At 43.3% G+C, this 21,634-nt stretch carries 17 protein-coding genes; all 17 read right to left on the reverse strand.

Going from position 1 to position 21,634, the window contains the following annotated elements; translation table 11 throughout:
- The coding region (locus CTER_RS09470; protein WP_004625292.1) for an RraA family protein at window positions 1-286 on the reverse strand (286 nt) is incomplete at its 3' end.
- 43 nt (window positions 287-329) lie between these two features.
- Complete coding sequence (locus CTER_RS09475) at window positions 330-1,208, reverse strand: carbohydrate ABC transporter permease (RefSeq protein WP_004625322.1); 879 nt, start codon at window positions 1,206-1,208, stop codon at window positions 330-332.
- A 28-nt stretch (window positions 1,209-1,236) separates the two neighbouring features.
- Window positions 1,237-2,133, reverse strand: a complete 897-nt coding sequence (locus tag CTER_RS09480; protein WP_004625239.1) for a carbohydrate ABC transporter permease — start codon at window positions 2,131-2,133, stop codon at window positions 1,237-1,239.
- Window positions 2,134-2,213: 80 nt separating this feature from the next.
- Entirely contained in the window at window positions 2,214-3,605 is a 1,392-nt protein-coding gene (locus CTER_RS09485) for an ABC transporter substrate-binding protein (RefSeq protein ID WP_004625296.1), read from the reverse strand.
- A 53-nt stretch (window positions 3,606-3,658) separates the two neighbouring features.
- On the reverse strand, window positions 3,659-4,087 hold the full coding sequence (locus tag CTER_RS09490; RefSeq protein ID WP_004625361.1) for a PPC domain-containing DNA-binding protein: 429 nt from the start codon (window positions 4,085-4,087) through the stop codon (window positions 3,659-3,661).
- Window positions 4,088-4,353: 266 nt separating this feature from the next.
- Window positions 4,354-5,991, reverse strand: coding sequence for a response regulator (locus tag CTER_RS09495; RefSeq protein ID WP_004625304.1), 1,638 nt, complete (start codon window positions 5,989-5,991; stop codon window positions 4,354-4,356).
- 73 nt (window positions 5,992-6,064) lie between these two features.
- A complete protein-coding gene (locus CTER_RS26900; protein ID WP_004625370.1) occupies window positions 6,065-7,822 on the reverse strand; it encodes a cache domain-containing sensor histidine kinase in 1,758 nt (585 codons plus the stop codon).
- Between the two features lie 173 nt (window positions 7,823-7,995).
- A complete protein-coding gene (locus tag CTER_RS09505; RefSeq protein ID WP_004625340.1) occupies window positions 7,996-8,949 on the reverse strand; it encodes a transketolase family protein in 954 nt (317 codons plus the stop codon).
- A 42-nt stretch (window positions 8,950-8,991) separates the two neighbouring features.
- The gene (locus CTER_RS09510) at window positions 8,992-9,822 is read right to left on the reverse strand and encodes a transketolase (protein WP_004625267.1); all 831 of its coding nucleotides are present in this window, start codon (window positions 9,820-9,822) and stop codon (window positions 8,992-8,994) included.
- Between the two features lie 12 nt (window positions 9,823-9,834).
- Entirely contained in the window at window positions 9,835-11,589 is a 1,755-nt protein-coding gene (locus CTER_RS09515; protein WP_004625257.1) for a DUF5060 domain-containing protein, read from the reverse strand.
- A 32-nt stretch (window positions 11,590-11,621) separates the two neighbouring features.
- Window positions 11,622-11,999 carry a cupin domain-containing protein gene (locus tag CTER_RS26905; RefSeq protein WP_004625284.1) on the reverse strand — a complete coding sequence of 126 codons (378 nt, stop codon included), beginning with the start codon at window positions 11,997-11,999 and terminating at the stop codon, window positions 11,622-11,624.
- 356 nt (window positions 12,000-12,355) lie between these two features.
- Window positions 12,356-15,493: an alpha-mannosidase gene (locus CTER_RS09525; RefSeq protein ID WP_004625384.1), complete on the reverse strand. Its 3,138-nt coding sequence runs from the start codon at window positions 15,491-15,493 to the stop codon at window positions 12,356-12,358.
- 491 nt (window positions 15,494-15,984) lie between these two features.
- A complete protein-coding gene (locus tag CTER_RS09535; protein ID WP_051066563.1) occupies window positions 15,985-16,980 on the reverse strand; it encodes an ABC transporter ATP-binding protein in 996 nt (331 codons plus the stop codon).
- 4 nt (window positions 16,981-16,984) lie between these two features.
- The gene (locus CTER_RS09540) at window positions 16,985-18,010 is read right to left on the reverse strand and encodes an ABC transporter ATP-binding protein (protein WP_004625276.1); all 1,026 of its coding nucleotides are present in this window, start codon (window positions 18,008-18,010) and stop codon (window positions 16,985-16,987) included.
- A gap of 10 nt (window positions 18,011-18,020) precedes the next feature.
- A complete protein-coding gene (locus CTER_RS09545; RefSeq protein ID WP_027629736.1) occupies window positions 18,021-18,938 on the reverse strand; it encodes an ABC transporter permease in 918 nt (305 codons plus the stop codon).
- A 15-nt stretch (window positions 18,939-18,953) separates the two neighbouring features.
- On the reverse strand, window positions 18,954-19,901 hold the full coding sequence (locus CTER_RS09550; RefSeq protein WP_004625300.1) for an ABC transporter permease: 948 nt from the start codon (window positions 19,899-19,901) through the stop codon (window positions 18,954-18,956).
- Window positions 19,902-19,980: 79 nt separating this feature from the next.
- Window positions 19,981-21,624, reverse strand: a complete 1,644-nt coding sequence (locus CTER_RS09555; RefSeq protein WP_004625360.1) for a peptide ABC transporter substrate-binding protein — start codon at window positions 21,622-21,624, stop codon at window positions 19,981-19,983.
- Window positions 21,625-21,634: the final 10 nt, after the last annotated feature.

Below are 21,634 nucleotides of genomic sequence, written 5' to 3' on the forward strand. Positions count from 1 at the left end.
CCTTTGCATTTTCGGGTGTGATATCGTTTACGAAGGAGTATATGTTTTCACATTCCCTGGTCAATTCTTCCTTGTACTCCGCAACTGTTTTACACTGCTTATTGGGAGTCTGTTTAGGAAGCAGTTTTACCGTATAGGCAAAACCTTTAAATTCCATCCCGGGCCTTAAAGGTTTCATGTTTGGGTTCATTGAACCGACATTCACCATTCCCAGGGCATCCATGGCATCGGATAAATCCGCACATCTGTACTTTCTTAATTCGTTGATCAGTTCAGTTCTTGTCATAATAAAAATCCCCTCTCAATTTTTAGTTTTATAATTTTTTATTTTAATAAATGCTTTCCTTGTACATTATTTTTTTCATGCCCATTGTGAGCAGCATTGCCATGACAAAAATTATAATGGCTATGACATTTCCATAACCGATATTAAAGTTCTGGAATGAATTTACGAAAAGGTGGAGCGGCAGCAGTTCGGTGGAATGATTGGGACCTCCGCCTGTCATTACATAAACCAGATCAAAGGAACGTAATGCACCCACTGTCTGAAGGATTATTACCATTTTTATGATATCCCAGGACAGGGGTATCACCATGTGGTAAATCATTTTTATTCCGCTTGCCCCATCAATTGTGGCACTTTCTATTACCTCATGGGGCATGTTCATAAAGCCCGAGTTGAACAAAATAACCTGAACACCGCATGAATTCCACGTCTGAGCTATTATTACCGCAATTAACGCCAGAGCCGGACTGGACAGGGGCGGTATATAATTTTCAGCCTGTCCTATTGCCGCCATAAAGGGTTTTAACAAACCCATTCCCGGACTGTAAATATAATTCCATATAAACCCTACTGCTACTGAGGGTAAAACTGTCGGTACAAAAAATACCACCTTGTAGAAGCGATAGCCTCTCATCTGGAGGTAGACCATGTACCCCAATGTGAATCCGAAAATAACCTGCAGTAATGTAGTTGATACCATAAATACCAGTGAATTCCCCATTGACTTCCAAAATAGCTGTGATGCAAATACCGACCTGTAATTATCCAGACCCACAAATCTGCTGGATGCCAACGTATCCCACTTAAATGTACTGAGAACCACCGATTGTCCGATAGGATACAGGACCAGATATATATAAATCAATGAACCCGGTACTAAAAATGCCAAAATTACCCAAATGTTTTTTTTAGTTATATTCATATAGACCTCCACTGCCAATCTGCATTATCTATCCCTTTACAGCCCCTGCAATCATTCCCTTTTCGATATTTTCCTGTGCAAATATATAGAATAGAATACTTGGGATTATAGCCATCATAATACCTGCAGCCAATTGAGTATATTCCGAGTTGAATTCCGTAATAAAACCAATCAGACCAATGGGCAATGTTTTAAGCTCCGGCTTGTTCAGCATCAGCATGGACACAAGAAGCTCATTCCAGCAGGCCAGAACTGACAGTACCGCTATTGTTACAATACCGTCCTTGGAAAGAGGTACGATTATTTTCATAAACAGCTTCCAGACCGAACAGCCGTCTATAAATGCACATTCCTCCAGTTCCTTCGGTATGGAACTCATAAAGCTTTCTAATATAAATATGGAAATTGATATACGAAATGCCCCGTAGATTAAACCTAAAACACTTAAATTATTGTACATCTCCCACTTTCCCACCATCATATAAAGCGGAATAATAGCTGAGTGAATGGGAATCATCATTCCCGCAATAATTGTATAGTATATGATTTTTTTTGCTTTGAAATTATACCTGGCGAGAACAAAAGAAATAGGTGTAGTCGTAACTATTGTAATTATTATTGTTAAAAAGGTTACATAAATACTGTTCAACATATATGTATCAATTTTAGAGCCCTTCCATGCCTTGGCGTAGTTTGAAAATACCCACTCCTTCGGCGGCCCCCATGTATTTACCGTAAGATCTGCCTGTGTTTTCATTGAAGAGAAAAACAACCACACCAAAGGAAGTAAAATGACGAGAGCACAAATAGTCATAAATGCGTAAATCAGTCTTTTCGTCGCTTTATTGCCCACTTCCAATTGAGGGTTAGGTTCCAGCGACTCTTCATTGCTTTTGTTCTTGGATAACCGGTTAAAAATCCTCATTTTTTCCCCCCTCATACGTTGATTCTCCGGTTTTACGGCATATCCGTCCCACCGGATATGCCTGTATAACCACATATGCTCTATTTTCCTCTTGCGTAGTCTTCAGCCGCTTTTTGAACTTCCGCAATGGCTCTTTGCACATCAAATTCTCCCGTGATCATTCCGGGCATTGCTGTCTGCTTGATGGCAAGGTCGACTGCAGGCGGTGCAATTGCATCCATGGAAGGTATGTAGGATGTGGCACCTCTGTATGCTTCTATAAGCTGATTCATAACCGGGGATACTTTTGTTTTATCGTAATCGGCATTTCCTGCGTAAACAAATCCTCCCTTTTCCATAATGGGTACGTTGAATTCAGGACTGACTATATTTTTTACAAGGTTGATACATGCCTCCCTTTTGGCATCAGGCAAATCATTTGCCACAAAGAAACCGATTATGTTACCGCCTACATTGACTTTTGTATCACCGTTAGGACAGTCGGTAAATACCGGGAAGTCGACACGGGCAATCTTATTTACAAATTCATCTCCGCCTGCGGTTGCGAAATTACCGGGTTTCCAGGCCCCTTCGTAGTACATGGCGGCCTCACCTCTTGCAAACATCTGATCTGCTTCGGTTGCGCTCATTCCAAGTACCCCCTTGGGATATGCACCGGCATCGATCATTTGCTTGAATTTATTCATTGCATCTGTAAATCCATATTTCGGATCCTTCCAGCCTGTCATTGCATCCCCCAAAGTAAGGGCATTGAAGTTATCCAGACCTGCAGACCGTGCCAGCAATGCCGACGCCAGCCAGGCAAATCTGCCGTCCTTACCTCCTGTGACCAGAGGAGAAATTCCCTTTTCTTTTATTTTAGGTATGAGTGCAAGGAACTCGTCGAAGGTCTGAGGCGGATTCCAGCCATATTTAGTAAACATTTCAGTATTGTAGTAAAGACCGTCAATGGAGCCTTCCTGCGGCGCCATCATTATTTTGCCGTCATCGGTAGTGGCAAAATTCAGGGATACTTCACTGAACCACTGCTTAAATTCCGGATGTTTTGGATCATTGTACACCGGAGCCCAGTCGATTATTTTGTCATCCTTTATAAATTCACGGGCATAGCTCAGGATACACCAGGAAACATCAGCCGGAGTGCCTGCTGCCATCTCAACCGTCAGTTTTGTCCTGAGATCGGCACTTGGCAAGGCATCATGGGTAATTTTTACGTTGGGCTTTTCCTTTTTATAGGTCTCCAAAAGTGCTTCGATTGACTCGTATGCAACCGAGCCGGCAGTCCAGGATGTCATCAATCTGATATCAACCGGTTCATCGTTGCCGGCGGCAGAGTTGGAAGCCGCCCCCGATGCTGACCCGCTGGAAACCGCACTGTCATCCTTGCTTGTACCACAACCGGAAAAAGTTGCCGACAGCATTGCAGTGACCATAGCAATAGCTAATACTTTTTTAATTTTTTGGCTAATCATATTTCTCCTCCTGAAAAATTTAATATTCAAACCCATAAGGGACCAAATACAGCTTACTTTTGAGTAAGAATTGCTATATTATCCCGGTCTTTTACTCTGTGAAGGTCCAGTCCCGAAACCTCCAGCAAAGTTATTTCAACCAGGTACAGTACCTCTGTGCCATGCTCCAGATGCCCTGTGTATGTTTTCTCCAGATCCGATATAACCATGTGGAAATGCGGATGGCCGTCAACAACCACACCTTGCAGTGATGCGAGTTCCAGGGGTTTCTCAACTGTTACGAACTCGTCGACCGGTTCTCTTTCCATCCCGGTGACCCGGTGGAAAACCGCTTTTTTCAGGGAGCCTATGGCTCCGGTAATTATTGCGTTTTTAACACCGGCAGCAGCAAGTTCCTGCTCTACACTTTCCAGCAGCAGTTCTCCTCTTTTTAGATTCAATACTATTACACGGCCGGTGCCTTCTCCAATAAACCTTACCATTATTTATTCACCTCTTTTTCAGAAATTTTCAGATGCTGGCAACAACTGAGTTTACCTGCTTTTGACTTGCTTTCCATAGTTAAATTATAAGAAAAAAACAGAATCACTAAAATGGACTCTGTTCATAATTTATTAACTATTTTATGATGTTTCAGTTTTTACTCCCGCCATACCTCTTCCACCCTTTATCAGCATGAATTATTTTAAGATTTTCTTAACGATTTTTATACGGATATTTATTTTATATCTGAGATACCGTTAAACGGCTAATTATACAAATTATCACTCACGGTATTTTTAATGAATTCGGTTGGTGAGCACCCGGTAATTTTTTTAAATATTTTGCTGAAATAACAGGCATTTTCGTAGCCCAGCAGGTAAGATATTTCATAAATCTTACGCTGGCCGTCTTTCAGCATCTTTTTAGCTTCATCTATTTTTACTTTGTTAACATAATCTGTAAAACACATTCCGGTATATTTGGTAAATATACTGCTTAAATAACCTGCACTGATATTCAGGCTATCGGCTACCTCCTTTAGTTTGGGAGTACCCATACAATTATTGATGATGTATTTTTTGGCTCCCCAAACCAGATTATGCTTTTCATCGTCATGCTTTCTGCCCAGGAAATTATTCATTCTATTCCTGTAGTTTTCAATGAATTCCAGGATCTCCCGGAGTGTTTGCAGTTTGTATACTGTTTCAACGGCAGGTTTGTCTTCAATCTGTGCCTTGCTGTCTATCTGCCACTCCTCACCCAGGTGTATATCACACAAACAGAAGGTCTGGTTGCACAATTCATAAATTTCATGTTTAGACATATTTGCGCTTTGAATATTATAAACAATCGAATCGAAAATATTGTTTATAAGCGTCAAATCGCAAATTTCAATAGCTTTTGGCAGGCTTTCCTTCAGGTTGATCTGTTTGCTGCCATAGCCACTATTCTTTTCTGACACATCGTCGAAGAAAATAATACTGCCGTAGCCTTTGTAAAACAGTATGTCCATTGCCTCTTTTGCCTGGGCTAAAGCCTGGGGCAGGCTTAAATAACTGTCATAGGTATCGCTGATGCTTATAGCCGCATCGATATTAATGTACTTTTTCAGCATCTCCAGCATTGTATTCCCCATTATTTTTATTTGCCGGTCAGTCTCGTGGGATTTGGCAGGCACTTCGGGTGAAAATACCATAACATAAGCACCAAAGGACAATTTCAAAAAATAGCAGTTGAAAAATTCGTTGCCGATTTCATTTAATATTTCAATAATCATAAAATCCAAAAGCTTTAAATCCTTATCGTTATATTTGCTTTCGGTCAGATAGAGATTTGTATTGACCAGCCCCACCTTCATCATGGCCTCATTCAGTTCCAGCTTCATGGAAGGAAGCTTGGCATCAATGTATTTCCGGTCGTCAAAATTGTTTTCAAGTATACTTTTTAAAAATTCCTGGCGCATGATGGAGGTACTCTGAGTATCGTAAACAATGGGCATGGTTTCGTCATTTATCTTCTTATTGCTGGATATTATTTTTTCCTTTACATTTATAAGCATTTCCTTCATGGACTCTTCACTTATATTCAGCTTTAAAATGTAATCCCATGCTCCATACTTCATTGCCTGCTTTACAAGATCAAACTCATTGTAACTGCTCAATATTATAAAAGTGATATCCGGATTGTATTCCTTTGCCTTTCTCATCATATCTATCCCGTTCATTTTGGGCATAACGATATCTGTAATTACCAGATCGGGCTGGTATTCCTTAATAAGTGACAGGCCGTGTTCGCCATTGCTCCCTTCGGCAACCACTTTAAAACCCATATCCCTCCAATTGACCAAGGAGTTTATCCCCACTTTCACAAGAGTTTCATCTTCCACCAACAATACTTTTAACATGATAATCCCCCTTTTAAAGCTTTTCCTGCCCTGTTCCCTATTTATGTAAAGTTTTAAAACTAATGCAGGATTTTTACTCCCTGGGAATCAATATTCTGACGATACTATATTCCAGGTATTTGCTTTCAAATGACAGACCGTACTTCTCTCCGTAGGTCAATTTTATTCTTTCGTTTATATTCACCAAACCCACACTGTTATATCTCTCCCCGCGGGCTTTGTCCTTTTGCAGTATTGTTTCCAACCTATCCTGTGGAATTCCCACTCCATTGTCACGGATTTCGATAAGAATGTCACTTTCATCAACAAGTCCCGCACTGATTTCCAGCATACCCAGACCTTTTTTCCCTTCAAACCCATGTACAATTGAGTTCTCAATTATAGGCTGCAAAGTAAATTTAGGTATTTTACAGGATAACAGCTCACTGTCAATGGAATAGTTAACCTGAATCAAGCCTTTTTTCCTTATCTTTTGAATGGTTAAATACTGATCCAGAAGACTTATTTCCTCCTCCAGGGTGATATGGTTCATGGCTCCCTTGGAAGTCTCCTTGAGCAATGCCCCCAGCGCAGTGGCGGTTTCATATATTCCATCGGCTTTTTGTATCATTGCCATAACTTTGATTGAATTGAGGGCATTGTAAACAAAATGCGGATTTATCTGGCTCTGAAGTACTTTGAACTCCAACTCCTTTTTGGCATTTTCATCATTTTTCACCTTTATAAGCAGTTGATTTATATTTGTTGCAAGCTGGTTTATCCCCTTTCCCAGCTCACCTATTTCATCATTTCCCTCCAGCTCGGGCTCCACATGAAAATTACCTTTTGAGATGCAATCCATACGGTGCATTATCCTTCTCAGAGGCTTGGTTAAATTGCTTGACAGAAATATTGTAAACAAACAGCAAACGGTTATGGTTATCCCCAGTATAAGGAAGGCAATTTTTGTGGCATTCGTGCGCTGTTCTTCAATAAAGGAGTAATCGACAAGCTGTACAATCTGGTAATTGGAGTATGCCGACTTATGATAAACAACAAGAACCTTTTTTCCAAAAACTTCAGAATAAAAATTTTTGTCATTTTGTTCAGGTATTGATATGGATCCGGACAGGTCCTGCCCCAGCAGTTTATTGTCACTGGAATAAAGACATTTGTTCTGCCCGTCCATTATCAGGAGCAGGTCATTGTCAGGAACTTCGAAATCTTTTATGCTGTACCGGATCAAATCCGGCGAAATGCCTATAACCTGCCAGCCAATGGTCTTCCTGGAGTCGGAGAATATGACTTTTCTGACAAAGGGTATAAAAAAATTATTATATCTCTCTTTTGCAAGATTTTCTTCTATTCCGGCACAAACAAAGACTTCAGAGTCCTTTCCCTTTTGAAACCAGTCTGCAGCCTTCATTTTGTTTATATCAATGAAATCCGCTTCGGAGTATAGCTTTAAATCAACCTCGTTCTTTCCTTCAATTATGACCGAAACCACATATCTTCCTATGGATGAATTTGTAATCCTGCCGTTGATTTCCTTGTACGCTGCAGATATGTCATAGTCAAAATTATAGTTGGAATCGCTATAATCCCTTATTAGTAGCTTGTCCAGATTCCTGTTAAGGTACAGCCAGTCGGACAGGTCCTGGCACTGCTGTATTTGTCTGTCTATATTGCTGAGTATGTATGTCAGATTATTCCGGGTATTGTCTATAATATTTTTTTCAAGCAGGTTTTTTGTATAATTGGAATAATAGAAACTAATGCAAAGTGATACCAGAATAAACACAATACTGAAATATAATATGAGCTTGTTTTTTAAAGTATAGGGATTTAACACGCTTGAAACCTCCAGATAATAGAGTATCCTTTCAATGGTGCATGAATTCAAGTGATTTGTGGGTTTATTATACCACAAATCCAAAGCTGTCTACATTACAAAAAGATTTCCAGGATCCGGCATATTAACTCCCCTCCGGATCTTAGAAACCTTAAAAGTAATTGATTTTTTAATTATATAAGCTTGTAGCTTTTATTCTGTTTCATTATTTTTTGTACCTTTTGATAAATTGCATTTTCGTCCAGTGAATATTTGGTCAACAGCTGCTCGTAGCCGCCTGATTCGGCATAGCCGGTCAAGCCCATGCTATGTACCGGTACCGGATAATTCCGGGAGAGCACTTCTGAAACAGCACTTCCCAATCCTCCATACACACTGTGTTCCTCCACTGTCAGCACTATACCCGTCTGTTTTGCACAGTTGATAATCAATTCCTCATCAAGGGGCTTTATGGTATGGATATTTACAACTTTTGCACAAATGCCCTTCTCCTCAAGCATGCGGGCTGCCGCCAGGGATTTTTGCACCATATACCCGGTAGCTATGATTGTCATATCCGACCCCTCTTTAATAACAACCCCCTTGCCAAGCTCAAACTCATAGCTGTCATCATAAACAATTGGATTTGCATTCCTGCTCAGGCGCATATAAACGGGACCCTTGTATTTACCGCAGGCAAATACCGCCTTTTCGGTCTCGACCTGATCACAGGGAGAAATAATTGTCATATTGGGCAGGGAACGCATACAGGCTATGTCAAAAATTGCCTGATGGCTTGCGCCGTCATATGAATCCGACAGGCCCGCATAATTTCCAATCAGTTTAACATTTAAGGAATCATATGCAATCAGGCTGTTTATGGGATCCAGGCCTCTTGTGGTCATAAAAACCGAAAAGGTATTTACAAATGTATTAAAGCCGCTGACAGCAAAGCCGGATGCCATAGCCACCATATTGATCTCCGAAATTCCTACATTGAAATATCTATCTGGGTACTTGCCTCCAAATAATATACTTTTGGTAGAATTGCCCACATCGGCCTCAAGTACAACAATATTTTCCTGGATTCCTCCCATTTTTACAAGTGCATTACCGTATGCATCCCTCATAGCAATTTTTTCTGCCATCTGAAAACTCCATTCCGCTGCTTTCAATCAGCTCAAAATTCTTTACTGCACGCTCAATTCCTCCACTGCCATCCGGTATTCCTTTTGAGTGACAGGCTTCCCATGCCATTGATTTTTACCCTCCATAAATGATATTCCTTTACCTTTTACGGTGCCGGCTATAATAATGGTAGGGCTTCCCCTGTGCCGCACCGCCAGGTCAAAGGCATCCGATAAAGCCGCAATATCATGTCCGTCAGCAGTGATCACATTCCAGCCGAAGGAGGACCATTTGGCCTGCACATCACCAAGAGGCATTATGTCCCGTATTGTTCCGTCCAGTTGAACCCCGTTATTGTCAAGAATGGCAATCAGGTTATCCACCTTATATTTGCCGGCACTCATGGCAGCTTCCCATATAATGCCTTCCTGGATCTCACCGTCGCCCAGCAGCACATAAACATGGCTGTTCCGCCTATTCAGCCTGTCGCTCAATGCCATGCCCACTCCGGCGGAGAGTCCAAGGCCTAGAGAGCCGGTAGAAAGCTCTATTCCAGGGGTCTTATGATAACAGGGGTGCCCCTGCAAATGGCTGCCTGTTTGCCTTAATGTGTCTAAATCTTCAAGCTTGAAATATCCTCTGTGAGCCATATTGATGTAAAGCATGGGCGCGGCATGTCCTTTGGACAAAATCAGACGGTCCCGACCCTCCATATTTGTATGGGCCGGATCGATATTCATCTTTTCAAAGAACAGCAGTGCAAGTATTTCGGTACAGGACAGGGAACCGCCGGGATGCCCCGTCTGAACGGAATATAAAATATCTATGAGCTGCCTTCTGAACTTTTTGCATAACCCTGACAATTCCTCTATTCTCGTTAATGATAGCGACATATGTTTGCCTCCTTATAATTCTTCCAGGTACAGTCCCCAGTCACCTTCCCCCGGAAACTCAGGCAGAATTATACGGCCCATGTTGTCTGCACAGATAGTACCGGTTACCCTTCTGTCGGCTTTCCATTCACCTGTGACGGGATTAAACCACTCAATACAGTATGGCGCATTGGGTTTCAGCCCCCGGACCGTCCCCTGCAGGCATTCCTGCTCAAAATAGAGCAGCAGCATATCCCTTTTTGCAGTGGCTGCGCAGTATGCCCAGCCTTTGTAGCCGTCAGCCCTGCCCGACTTGTTAGGGGTTATCAGTTCGGAATCCGGTATCAGCTCCACATATCTGGCACCCGCACGGTCAACAAATCTCTTCAGGTTGTATACAAGAGCACCTGAACGGTATTCCAGGACTTCCCACATCTTATACTTTGCATTTTTTTCAATATCACTTCCCCACATGCCTTCAATCCCATATATATATCCCCCAAAACCTCCGGACAGAAAACTTCCGTACATTCCCGAACGGCAGTTTAACTCAGCCTCGGCACTTCCTGTGGCGGGATTGTCATCGGGAAATCCCGGATAATACGGCTCCCCGTTGATGGCAGGTCTGGCCGGCTCCGAATGGAATATTTCGGTCAAATACCAATAGTGGTCATGCTCCCTCCAGTTTCCGATCTGATGGAAGGTCAGCCAGCGGTTCTCCTCCGGGCCTCCGAAATTGCAAAGGGTCGAGGGAGCTGAATTGGTGCCCAGCAGTGTCCCGAACGGCGGATGGCCATACTTGTCAACCACCATGTTGGCAGGCTCATTATATTCCCTGGGGAGAATCGTGTTTCCAATATAGTCAAAATGGATTGGACTGTACAGGCAGTTGTTTGCCTGGTATCTGGCAAATATGTATTGTATGTACCTTACATAGGAGTCGGGCCATCCGCAGTAACGCTTCCAGACCTGGCTCACATCCCTGCGGATCACTTCCAGAAACACTGTAAAGCCCTGTTCATTCAGATAATCAATCTTCCTGTCCAGATATTTAAAGTATTCGGGATTGATTTTATCAAAATCCGGCACAACATTTTCATAGCCTTTAACCGTTCCCGGGAACAGGAAGGGCCTGCCGCCTTCATTGTGCATATCCTTTGCACTTCCTGAATCCATGTCCATCCACGCGGCGCGTATACTTGTTTCAAATGCATCCTTCATTTTGATTTTTGGAGGCAGCCCGTCATTGGTCCAGGTGGGATGGCCCGCCAACATGGCAATACAGTTGTAGCCCTGTCTCCTGCGGTAAAGTACCATATCCTTGAAACCCATGTCCGGCCCTGCCGGGCGTTCAACAGCATCTTCATGCCAGGGATAGCGGTAGGTAGGCGCTGACCACCAGGTATCCCCCAGCATAAAATACGGAGTTTTATCGTAATACTGGAAGCCCCGTCCGTTTTCAGCCGCAATGATCATTCCTCTCCTGCACGGATTGGCCCGTTTCTCTTCCTCGTTCCACTCCACGGCCGCTATACTGCCCTTATTTCCGTTCAGCCCCTGATCATCGGTATTTGAGCCGGAGCACCAGCTCCATTTGCCTGCTTTCATGGGAGCAATCCTTACTTTGAAGATCTTTCCCCCGTCCCAGAAGCCATAAACCTTTTTGCTGAAATCAGGTCCCTCAAGCAATACCCATACTTCCACCTCACAATATGGATTTGTATAATCGTTTTTTGCCTGTAATTCAATCTCTATCTTATCCCATACATGCACTTTGGATTCCTTCATTTTCACACTGACCTCCCCTTATTTGATAACTGCTAAAACATACTTTCGTTATATAATATATAGTCGTCGGAAGAAGTTTTAGCTGAGAAGACCGAGGCTGTCACCAGCATTTCCTTTCCCGTATTCCTTACCTGATGCCTTGAATTGGCAGGAAAGAAAACCGCATCCCCTTTTACAAAATCCACAATTTCCCCGTCAATCCAGGCTTGTCCCTGCCCTTCAACAATGTAGATAACTTCCTCAATGTTTCTGTGAGCATGCAGCGGTTTGACTATAGCCTCAGGAAAGCAATGCATTATGGCAATACTCATCTGATCCGCCCCAACGGTTCTGTCTGTTATGATCCATCTGAGATCCCTTCCTTCAAGATGTGCAGGTTCAACATCATTTAAAGAAACTTTCTTTTTCATCCCGGCTCCCCCTTCGCGGTTGTTATTGTATGAAGTACCCGTCACCTTTGGAGATGGGTACTTCTATTATCACCTCTTATAAGTTGAGTATAGTTAATAAATCAGATGAGATACAGAAACTACTTTAAGAAACTGTTATCAATTTTAATCTGTATAACTTAAGAGATTTTTACCGGGATAAAGTCTATAACTATTTTAAGATATTTATAACTTTTTTAATAATGCTGTCCGATCCTCAAAAGTTGGATAAAAAAAGAACTGCTGCCCTGATGAATAAAATTTATTCATTGTGCAACAGTCCCTTCAGGTTTTAATTAATATTCTTAATTTCCCATTACCGGCAAAAATGATTACCGCTAAATCAGCCCGATCTTGAAGGTTTTGATCTCATGGGGGTATATTTCAAAGAACAGCGTGTTATCCCCGGTCTCAATTACTCCTATTTCCTTTTCCTCAAGATCGGTTTCGCAGGCATATCCAATGGTCTTGAAAAAGCTCAGGCTGGCAGCAGTCCTTCTGTTATGACATTCATACAGCCTTACGATCAGTTCCTGCCCATTCTCAGATTTTTTCACAGTATCGATTATTATATTTTTCCTGTTGACCGACACTGTGCTCATATTGGATGGAAGTGTTCCTTCATGAGCACCTTCCTGTACGGCATGCATCGGACAGTTCAGCCTGTAGGCCATGTGCATGGTATTTGCGTCCTTCCAGTCTCCCGTATGCGGATAGAGTGAATAGACAAAGCGATGGAGCTCTCTGTCGGCATCCGGATTGGGCCAGATGGGTGATTTCAAAAGGCTGAGCCTCATAACACCGTCCTTGATATCGTAGCCATACTTGCAGTCATTGAGCAGGCTGACACCATAACCGTCCTCCGACAAGTCGGCCCATTTATGGGCACATACCTCAAATCTGCCTATATCCCAGCTGGTGTTCCAGTTGGTAGGACGCTCGACGCTTCCAAACTGAATATCGTAGGTCGCCTTATCGGTGCGGACATCAACGGGGAATCCGGCTTTTAACAGTATCTGTTTCTCCTTCCAGTCGATTTCATTCACGAAATCAATCCGGGGTATATCATTATATAAGTACAAATACTGTATGAGAGTCGAATCCATGAATTTCTTTTTAATCCTTATTGCCGCTCTTACGGGACCTTCTTCTATTACTCTGATTTCATCAACTTCATTGATTTCCCACATTTTTTCCTGGTAATATATATTGATATCCCAGGCGTCATATCTAAGGGGTTTATCCTCAAAAGCCTGGAGCACATTGCCCCTGGTTCCCGGTTTAAGTACTTCCCTGCGTTCAATTTTATCAAATATGGAAACGATATTTGCGCTGTCATCCAACCTTATTTCGAAAAATCTGTTTCCTGCCTTCTCCTGTGCTGCATATAGCTCAAAAGGCTGCTGCTCCGCCTTACGGCTGATGTAAAAAGTCTTATAACCGTTTGACGGCACCCCCTCTACGAAGGCAATAAGGCTCCCTTCCTCCGTTCTCTGAACCGGATAAACCTTGCCTTCGGCGTCCACAAGAGAAATACTGTCCTTTTCATAGGGCAAATCAAATTTAAGGATATCATCCCTGTCAAAACCCAGAGGATTAAAAGCTATGACGGCCCTATCCTCCAAATTAATCTTAGCTGTTATGTGCTTCATGGATTTATCCAGCAGCCGGTGACCTTCTGTCAGCAGCGCTTCATATTGTTCCTGTGACTCCTCATAAACTTCCTTGATGGAGGAGCCCGGGATGATATCATGAAACTGATTGAGCAGAACAGTCTTCCAGCAGTCTTCTATCTCCTCGGACGGATATGCCGCAGAGGGCTCCACCTGGCTTGCAAGCACGCTGAAACGTTCTATATCCAGCATCAGGAATTCACTTTTCCGGTTGTAGTATTTGTTTCTGGCCATTGAGGTGTATGTTCCCCGGTGGTATTCAAGATAAAGTTCCCCTACCCACCTGGGCAGTTTTGGGTTGCCCGCAACTTTTTTCTCCAGGCCTTCCAGATAATTTCCCACTGTTTCCATTTTGACAACCGGACACCCGGGAAGTCCCTTTTGCATTCTGGAGGAATACTCCAGGTCATCCCTGGTTGGCCCGCCGCCGCCATCACCGTATCCGTAAGGTACAAGCACATCATCATTGATGTTTTTCTGCTGATACCTTATCCAGGCTCCCATAATCTGGGATGGGTTTATTTTAGCTTCATAAATGGTTCTGTGATTTCCTGACAAAACCTTGTCGTACTCGGCGGCCGTAAGAAAATATGTTAAAACCTCGGAACCGTCAATGCCTTCCCACATAAAGGTATCGTACGGCATCTTGTTATATTCGTTCCAGCTTATCTTGGAGGTAACAAAATACCTGATGCCGGACTTTTTCAATATCTGAGGCAATGCGGCACTGTAACCAAAAACATCCGGCAGCCACAAGGTCCTGGAATCCACACCGAACTCCTCTCTTATAAAGCGCTTGCCATATAATATCTGACGGATAAGAGATTCACCCGAGACAAGGTTGCAGTCGGCTTCGAGCCACATGGCGCCATCTATCTCCCATCTACCCTCTTTTACCCGCTCTTTTATCTCCATGTATACTTCCGGACGTTCTTCCTTGAGAAACTGGAGCAGTTGAGGCTGGCTTGCCATAAAAGAATAGTCGGGATAGTCCTTCATCAGGCTCAGGGCAGTGGTGAAGCTTCTGACCACCTTCTCCCTGGTTTGTTGCAAGGTCCACAGCCATGCCACATCTATGTGGGTATGACCCACACAACTGGCATATACAGCTTCATGCCCGCAGCTTTTTCCGTAAAATTCAGTTTTTAAAAAGGCTATGGCTCTTTCAACCGACTCATTGTATTGCTCCGAATGAGGTCTTCTAAAATCCAGCAGGTTCAAGGCCTGGTTCAGTATACTCAATGTGTCGACCCGTCTCTTGTCCTCCTTTTCAAGAAAACCGGCAACTTCAAAGGGAACGGCCAAATCATAATAGAGCTGTTCCGTTGCCCTGTCAAGTGCTGCAATGCTCGCTTGCAGCACTGCTTTCACATCGCTCATTCCTGCGTAGGCATGCATATCTACACGGTGACCTTCCCCCGCTTTTGCGTTTTGGTCAATGAGAATTTCAGTATGATTCACATCCAGGCCCTGCTTCAATACCCCGTCCAGATAGACCAGAAATTGAGGGTTGACTGCATCCCATTCCCCTTCACGTCCTGTCTTTATTCTAAAAACCACATTGCAGTTATTAAGACTTTCCGGAATGGTGAACAGAAGCTTGAACCAGTACCGCTGATCCTTGCCCCCCCAGCTGTCACCACTTTTGAATTCCGTCCATTCCTGTCCGTCGGCTTCGGCTTGTGACGCACATTTAAAATCGCCCTTTTTAATGAGTACTTTATGTACAGGCTCAATTTTATGATAAATGCAATTCTTTAATTCCTTTAAAAATCCCTCTATTCTTTCCTGCTCAAAAAACATAATACCTCCATAACATTACGTCATTGTACATATGAAAATAAAAAGTGTTACCTATTGTAACTTTCAGTGCTGCACAGTATAATTAAAGTCACAATAAAAGCCAAAGGGTGTTTCATATGAAATCAAGCCTCATTCATGACTTAATCAAATGTATTAAAATTGCCTTTTATATTGCCTCCGGAGCTGCGGTATTTTTTACTTTGATTTATCTCATTTTCTATAATAACGGCGATGCCAATATATTTGTGTTTATAAAAAATAGTCTATATTATATCGGTTGTTTTGGCTTTTTAATAAGTGCTGCTTTTTTTATCAAACGGGACGGTACCAGGCCTTTGCATCATGAAGAGCAATGGAAAAAGCATTTTTACAGTTTCAATCTGGGTTTTGTAGTTATGTGGATCAGCCTTTTCATCTGCATCTTCGGTATGCTTATCCAGCTCATTTTGGAAGTCCTGTTGTAAATTCTGATAACTTTATCACAACACCAGTCAATATAGGTGACAGGAAACAAAATGCCCGGGTCCGACCTCTTTTAATTCGGGCCTTTTTTCACTGCATACAGCTTTTGCATAACGGCACCGGCTCCTGAATCTGCAGCCCGGTTCCGGATTGATGGGACTTGGTATATCTCCCTCCAGCACCACCCGCTGTTTATTTTTCTCGGCCTCAGGATCAGGAATCGGTATTGCCGATAAAAGGGCCTGAGTGTACGGATGCAACGGATTTTTATACAACTCGGCGCTGGTTGCAAGTTCTATAAGACATCCAAGGTACATTACGCCTACTCTGTCAGAAATATGCTTTACCATGGACAGATCATGGGCAATAAACAGGTAGGTCAGATTAAGCTCTCCCTGCAGCTTGATCAGCAAATTGACTATTTGTGCCTGTATGGAAACATCCAGCGCTGAGATAGGCTCATCACAGACAATAAATTTGGGATTTATGGCCAGAGCCCTTGCAATGCCTATTCTTTGCCGCTGCCCTCCCGAAAATTCATGAGGAAATCTTCCCGCATGCTCTTTGTTAAGGCTGACAAGATTCAGCATTTCATATATCCGTTCCTGTCTTTCCTTATGCATATATAAACCATGTATATCCATACCCTCGGCTATGATGTCCGACACAGTCATTCTGGGATTCAGGGAAGCATACGGGTCCTGAAAAATAATTTGTGCATTCCTTTTAAAGTCCTTTTTCAACTGCTTGTTCATCGTCGAAGTATTGTTTCCCTCAAAAAAAACATCTCCGCCCGTGGCTTCATAAATTCCCAGCAAAGTCCTTCCGCAGGTGGTTTTGCCGCATCCTGATTCTCCCACAAGCCCCAGAGTTTCACCTCTGCAAATATCAAAGGACACATCATCCACGGCTTTTAAAACACCGCTCCTGACATTGAAATATTTCTTTAAATGCTTCACTTCAACCAGCCTGTCCTTGCCTGGCTGCCCTTGCCCCTTTGCTGTGTTGTCTGCCGGCAGATTCATGTTTTCAGCCATCCTGCTCACCTCTTATCCCTTCTGCTATATTTATTTTCGGGGCCTGACTGTGCTGAAGCCAGCAGGAGGCCTCATGTGTACTGCTGATTTTAGTTACCCCAGGCATCTGTTCCCGGCATATTTTCATACAAAATTTACATCTGCCGGCAAAAGCACAGCCTGCCGGAGGCGCCAGCAAATCAGGAGGTGTCCCGTATATGGAAGCCAGTTGGACCTTGCTTTTCAGGTTAAGGCCCGGAACGGCATTCAACAGTGAATTTGTATAAGGATGCCGTGCATTTTTAAACACTTCGTCAACCGTTCCTTTTTCTATTATCTGGCCTGCGTACATTACTATAATGTTCCTTGCCATGCCGGCAACAACTCCCAGGTCATGAGTAATAAGCATGACAGCGGTATCAAACTGTTTCTGTATATCCTTTAAAAGCTCAAGTATCTGAGCCTGTATTGTCACATCCAGGGCAGTTGTGGGCTCATCGGCAATCAAAAGTCTGGGATTGCAGGCCAATGCTATGGCAATCATGATTCTCTGCCTCATGCCCCCTGAAAATTGATGGGGATATTCATTTACTCTCTCCCTGGAATTTGGGATATTAACAACTTCAAGCATTCGCACTGCCTCATTTAAAGCCTCCGATCTGCTCATATGCCTGTGGACCATCAGATTTTCCATAATTTGTTTTCCGACTTTGGTTGTAGGATTGAGTGAAGTCATGGGGTCCTGAAAGATCATGCCTGCTTCTGCACCTCTGAATTTTTGCCATTCCTTATCCGAAAATTTTAAAATATCCTTCCCCTTGTAAAGAATACTGCTGTTTTCTTTAATATCACCCGGCGGTGTGGGAATAAGGCCCATTATGCTTTTTGACGTGACGGTTTTTCCGCAGCCCGATTCACCTACGATGGCCACTGCTTCACCACTGTCTATGGAAAAGGAGACGTCCCTTACTGCCTGTACTTCCCCTGCATATGTATGAAATGAAACTCTGAGATTTTTTACTTCCATCAATTTTGTCATAGCGTCCCCCTTACTGTCGCAGCTTGGGATCAAGCGCATCGCGCAGGCCGTCACCCAGCAGATTAAACGTTAACATGGTCAAACTGATTGCCACAGCAGGAAACAGCAGTTCATGCGGATAATAAGACATCTGCTGCTGTCCCAGCGCAGCCATAGCCCCCCAGCTGGTGTATGGCGGCTGTACACCCAAACCTATGAAGCTTAGAAAGGCTTCGGCAAACATAAAACCCGGGATCTGAAAAGTGGTATTGACAATAATAACGCTCATTGTATTCGGAAGCAGATGCTTTAATATTATTCTCATGGGACTGGCTCCCAGTGCTTTTGAGGCAAGCACATATTCATTTTCCTTTAATTGCAGTACCTGTCCCCTTACTAATCTGGCAAGACCGGTCCAGCTTGTGATGCAAAGTGCTATGATTAGGGACGGCAAGCCTTTTCCAAGAGAAATGGATACCAGTATGACAACTATCATATAGGGAATACCCACGATAACTTCTACAATCCGCATCATGATATCGTCGATTAGTCCCCCGAAATAACCGCTTATGCCGCCATAGAGCGTGCCAAAAACCAACGATACCACCGCACCTAAGAGGCCTATAAGGATGGATACCCTGCCTCCCATCCACAATCTCACAAAAACATCCCTTCCAAGCTCATCGGTTCCAAACCAGTGCTGACTGCCCGGCTTCAAATGTGTCATAGCCACATTCTGTCCTGTATAATCAACCCTGGAGAGAATCGGTATCAGTATGCATGACAGCCCTATTACAAGCAGCGTCACCATGGAAAAAATAGCTACCTTATTCTTCCTTAACCGCCTCCACGCGTCCTTCCAGTAAGTAATGTTGGGCCTGACAATGGCATCCGCAACTTCTTTGTCATACCCTACCACTTCAAACAGCTCCTGCTCATACTCTTTAATCATTTATGCAGCCCCCTATCTCTTTTCACCGCTCACTCTTACTCTTGGATCAATAATTCCATACAGTATATCCATCAATACAATGGAGATAATGAAGAAGAATGAGAAAAATATGGTGGTAGCCATTATCATTGGGAAGTCCCTCCCATTGATGCTCTCTACATAATACATTCCCAATCCCGGTATGCAGAATATTCTCTCAATAACAAATGAACCTGTGACAATACCCGCCATCTGAGGTGCGAATATTGTAATGATAGGTATCAGACTGTTCCTGAGAACGTGCTTTTGCACTATTTCCCGTTTTGAAAGCCCTTTGGCTTTGGCTGTAAGTATGTAATCATTATTCAACACTTCCAGGACAGACGTGCGCATAAACCTGGAATATGTGGCAATACTCCCGAAAGAAGCCGCCAGGGTGGGAAGAATCGTGTATTCAAAACCTGACAGCCATACATTTGTGGACGGCCAGCCGATGATAGGCAGGAGACTTCCGCCGATAACTTTTTGCAGAAGCGCCGCAAGAACAAAGCTCGGAATGGAAATGCCCGCAATGGCAATAAATATAACGGTATAATCAATCCAGGTATTTCTTTTGAAAGCTGCAATAATACCAAGGATCAAGCCGACGAGCAGCCCGAATGTAATGGCCTGGAGCCCGAGTCTGGCCGAAGCGGGAAATTTATCCCTGATAATTGCGTTTGCGGTAAGCCCGGGAGTTTTCATAGACTCTCCAAAGTCGCCATGCAGCAAATTATTCAAGTAAATTACGTATCTGTGGGTAACAGGTTTATCAAATCCCCATTTAACGCGGAGATTCTGTGCCACAGCCTCCGGGAGCAGTTTTGTACCGGTTTGTACAGGATCGCCCGGAAGAGTATTCATAAGAAAAAAAGTGGCCGTAATAATTATCCACATAGTTACAAGCAAATACCCAAGCCTTTTTAAAATATATCGGCCCATATAAGATCCTCCTCATAAGAAAAGCCGCTGCGGCAGGATTTTTCACCTGCCACAGCAAGCTTATGATGATATTCTTGGATTATTTCTTTTCTATGTAAGCATTCTTTAGCTCCCATGCGGGTCCGCCGGCCTGGACAAGAATTCCCTTGACATAGCTCTGCATATAGGTTGTCTTAACATTGTAGGTCAGTGGCGCTATGCCGGCATTGTCGGCAACCAGAATTTTTTCAGCTTCCCTGAACATGTCCAGTCTCTTGTCGGCATTACTGTCAACAGCTCCTGCATTGACAAGTTCATTGTATCTTTCATTGTCAAAGAAGGCGGAATTGTTTGGGGAGCCTGTAAGGAACAGCTCCATAAAGGTCATGGGATCGTTATAATCTCCGCCCCAGCCGGTAACGGCCACCTGGTATTCACCCTTTTGAATGGACTTGTTGAAGGTTGCACCATCGGCAGCGGTATCTATTTTAACAATAACTCCCAGTTTTTTCTGCCATTGATCCTGCAAATATTCTGAAATAGTTTTGTTGTTGGAGGCAGCTGTTCTTTGAAGGAAGGTAACTGTAATAGGAGTAGAAGTGTTAAGTCCCAATTCTGCCACACCTTCCTCAAAAAGCTTTTTGGGATCCTCACCTGACATGGACTTCAACGGTTCTTCAACAGCCTCTCTGTATATCTTCTCACCGTTGTTCAGTCCAAACGGCAGGAAACCATATGCAGGAACATCCTTCTTTATAACATTTTGTGAATAGGCTTCCCTGTCGATTGCAAGAGAAAAGGCCTTCCTTATTTTAGCATTTGTGAAAATCTTATCTTTATCCTTGTTGTTAAAAGCTACATAGCTGCAGCTTGGGTAATATCCCACCAGGCTTGTAATATCACCTGCATCGATTTTTGTCTTAAGCTTGTCCACATATTCCGCTTTAACGTCCTGAATTATATCAAGACCTTTACTGTCAAAAAGCTGCTCTTGAGTTGCCTGTTCGGGTACAATGCTGATAACGGCCTCATTGAGCTTTACATTTGCCGCATCCCAGTACTTTTCATTTTTCTTGAGAATAATTTTCGAGCCTCTTATCCAGCTGTCCACTACAAAGGGGCCGCTGAAAACCATAGCTTTCGGATCGGTACCATAGGTTACACCTGCTTTTTCAATAACATCCTGTCTTAGGGGCAGAATGCTCACAAAATTAGCAAGCTGTTCAAAATAAGGAGTTGGCGTTTTCAAGGTAATTTCGAGTGTGTTATCGTCGGTTGCCTTTACCCCGATATCCTCTACCGAACCCTTGCCATTCAAAAAGTCCTCGCCGCCTTTGATACAATAAAATATTCCTGCACTGGGGCAAGCGGTGGCCGGATCAAACATTCTTCTGACAGCATACACAAAATCCTGTGCTTTAACTTTGACCCCATCGGAATAAGTGTAGTCTCTCAGGTGAAAAGTCCATGTAAGGCCATCACTGGAAACTTCCCATTTTGTTGCACCTGCCGGTTCAATCTTTTTGTCGCCCAGCCTTACAAGGCCTTCCTGTGTTTCCTGGATGACCGTGTTTGCCGCACTTTCCGCTACCTTTGAGGAATCAAAGGACTCCGGATCACCTGTAAATGCAAGGTTGATGGTATTGCCGCTGCCTGATGATGCTGAATTCTGTCCGCATCCCGCCAATACGACGGAAAGCACAATTGAGAGAGTAATAATTGTTGCTAATAACCTCTTTTTCATTGTAACATCT

This window comes from Ruminiclostridium cellobioparum subsp. termitidis CT1112 (genome assembly GCF_000350485.1).
Lineage (GTDB): Bacteria > Bacillota > Clostridia > Acetivibrionales > DSM-1351 > Ruminiclostridium > Ruminiclostridium termitidis.

Excerpts from the sequence above, each read along its gene's own strand:
- CTER_RS09495 (WP_004625304.1), bottom strand. The coding sequence starts at position 5,991 with ATGTTAAAAGTATTGTTGGTGGAAGATGAAACTCTTGTGAAAGTGGGG.
- CTER_RS09555 (WP_004625360.1), bottom strand. The coding sequence starts at position 21,624 with ATGAAAAAGAGGTTATTAGCAACAATTATTACTCTCTCAATTGTGCTT.
- CTER_RS09505 (WP_004625340.1), bottom strand. The coding sequence starts at position 8,949 with ATGGCAGAAAAAATTGCTATGAGGGATGCATACGGTAATGCACTTGTA.
- CTER_RS09490 (WP_004625361.1), bottom strand. The coding sequence starts at position 4,087 with ATGGTAAGGTTTATTGGAGAAGGCACCGGCCGTGTAATAGTATTGAAT.
- CTER_RS09535 (WP_051066563.1), bottom strand. The coding sequence starts at position 16,980 with ATGAATCTGCCGGCAGACAACACAGCAAAGGGGCAAGGGCAGCCAGGC.
- CTER_RS09475 (WP_004625322.1), bottom strand. The coding sequence starts at position 1,208 with ATGAATATAACTAAAAAAAACATTTGGGTAATTTTGGCATTTTTAGTA.
- CTER_RS09540 (WP_004625276.1), bottom strand. The coding sequence starts at position 18,010 with ATGACAAAATTGATGGAAGTAAAAAATCTCAGAGTTTCATTTCATACA.
- CTER_RS09480 (WP_004625239.1), bottom strand. The coding sequence starts at position 2,133 with ATGAGGATTTTTAACCGGTTATCCAAGAACAAAAGCAATGAAGAGTCG.
- CTER_RS09515 (WP_004625257.1), bottom strand. The coding sequence starts at position 11,589 with ATGAAGGAATCCAAAGTGCATGTATGGGATAAGATAGAGATTGAATTA.
- CTER_RS09550 (WP_004625300.1), bottom strand. The coding sequence starts at position 19,901 with ATGGGCCGATATATTTTAAAAAGGCTTGGGTATTTGCTTGTAACTATG.
- CTER_RS26905 (WP_004625284.1), bottom strand. The coding sequence starts at position 11,999 with ATGAAAAAGAAAGTTTCTTTAAATGATGTTGAACCTGCACATCTTGAA.
- CTER_RS09485 (WP_004625296.1), bottom strand. The coding sequence starts at position 3,605 with ATGATTAGCCAAAAAATTAAAAAAGTATTAGCTATTGCTATGGTCACT.
- CTER_RS09510 (WP_004625267.1), bottom strand. The coding sequence starts at position 9,822 with ATGTCGCTATCATTAACGAGAATAGAGGAATTGTCAGGGTTATGCAAA.
- CTER_RS09525 (WP_004625384.1), bottom strand. The coding sequence starts at position 15,493 with ATGTTTTTTGAGCAGGAAAGAATAGAGGGATTTTTAAAGGAATTAAAG.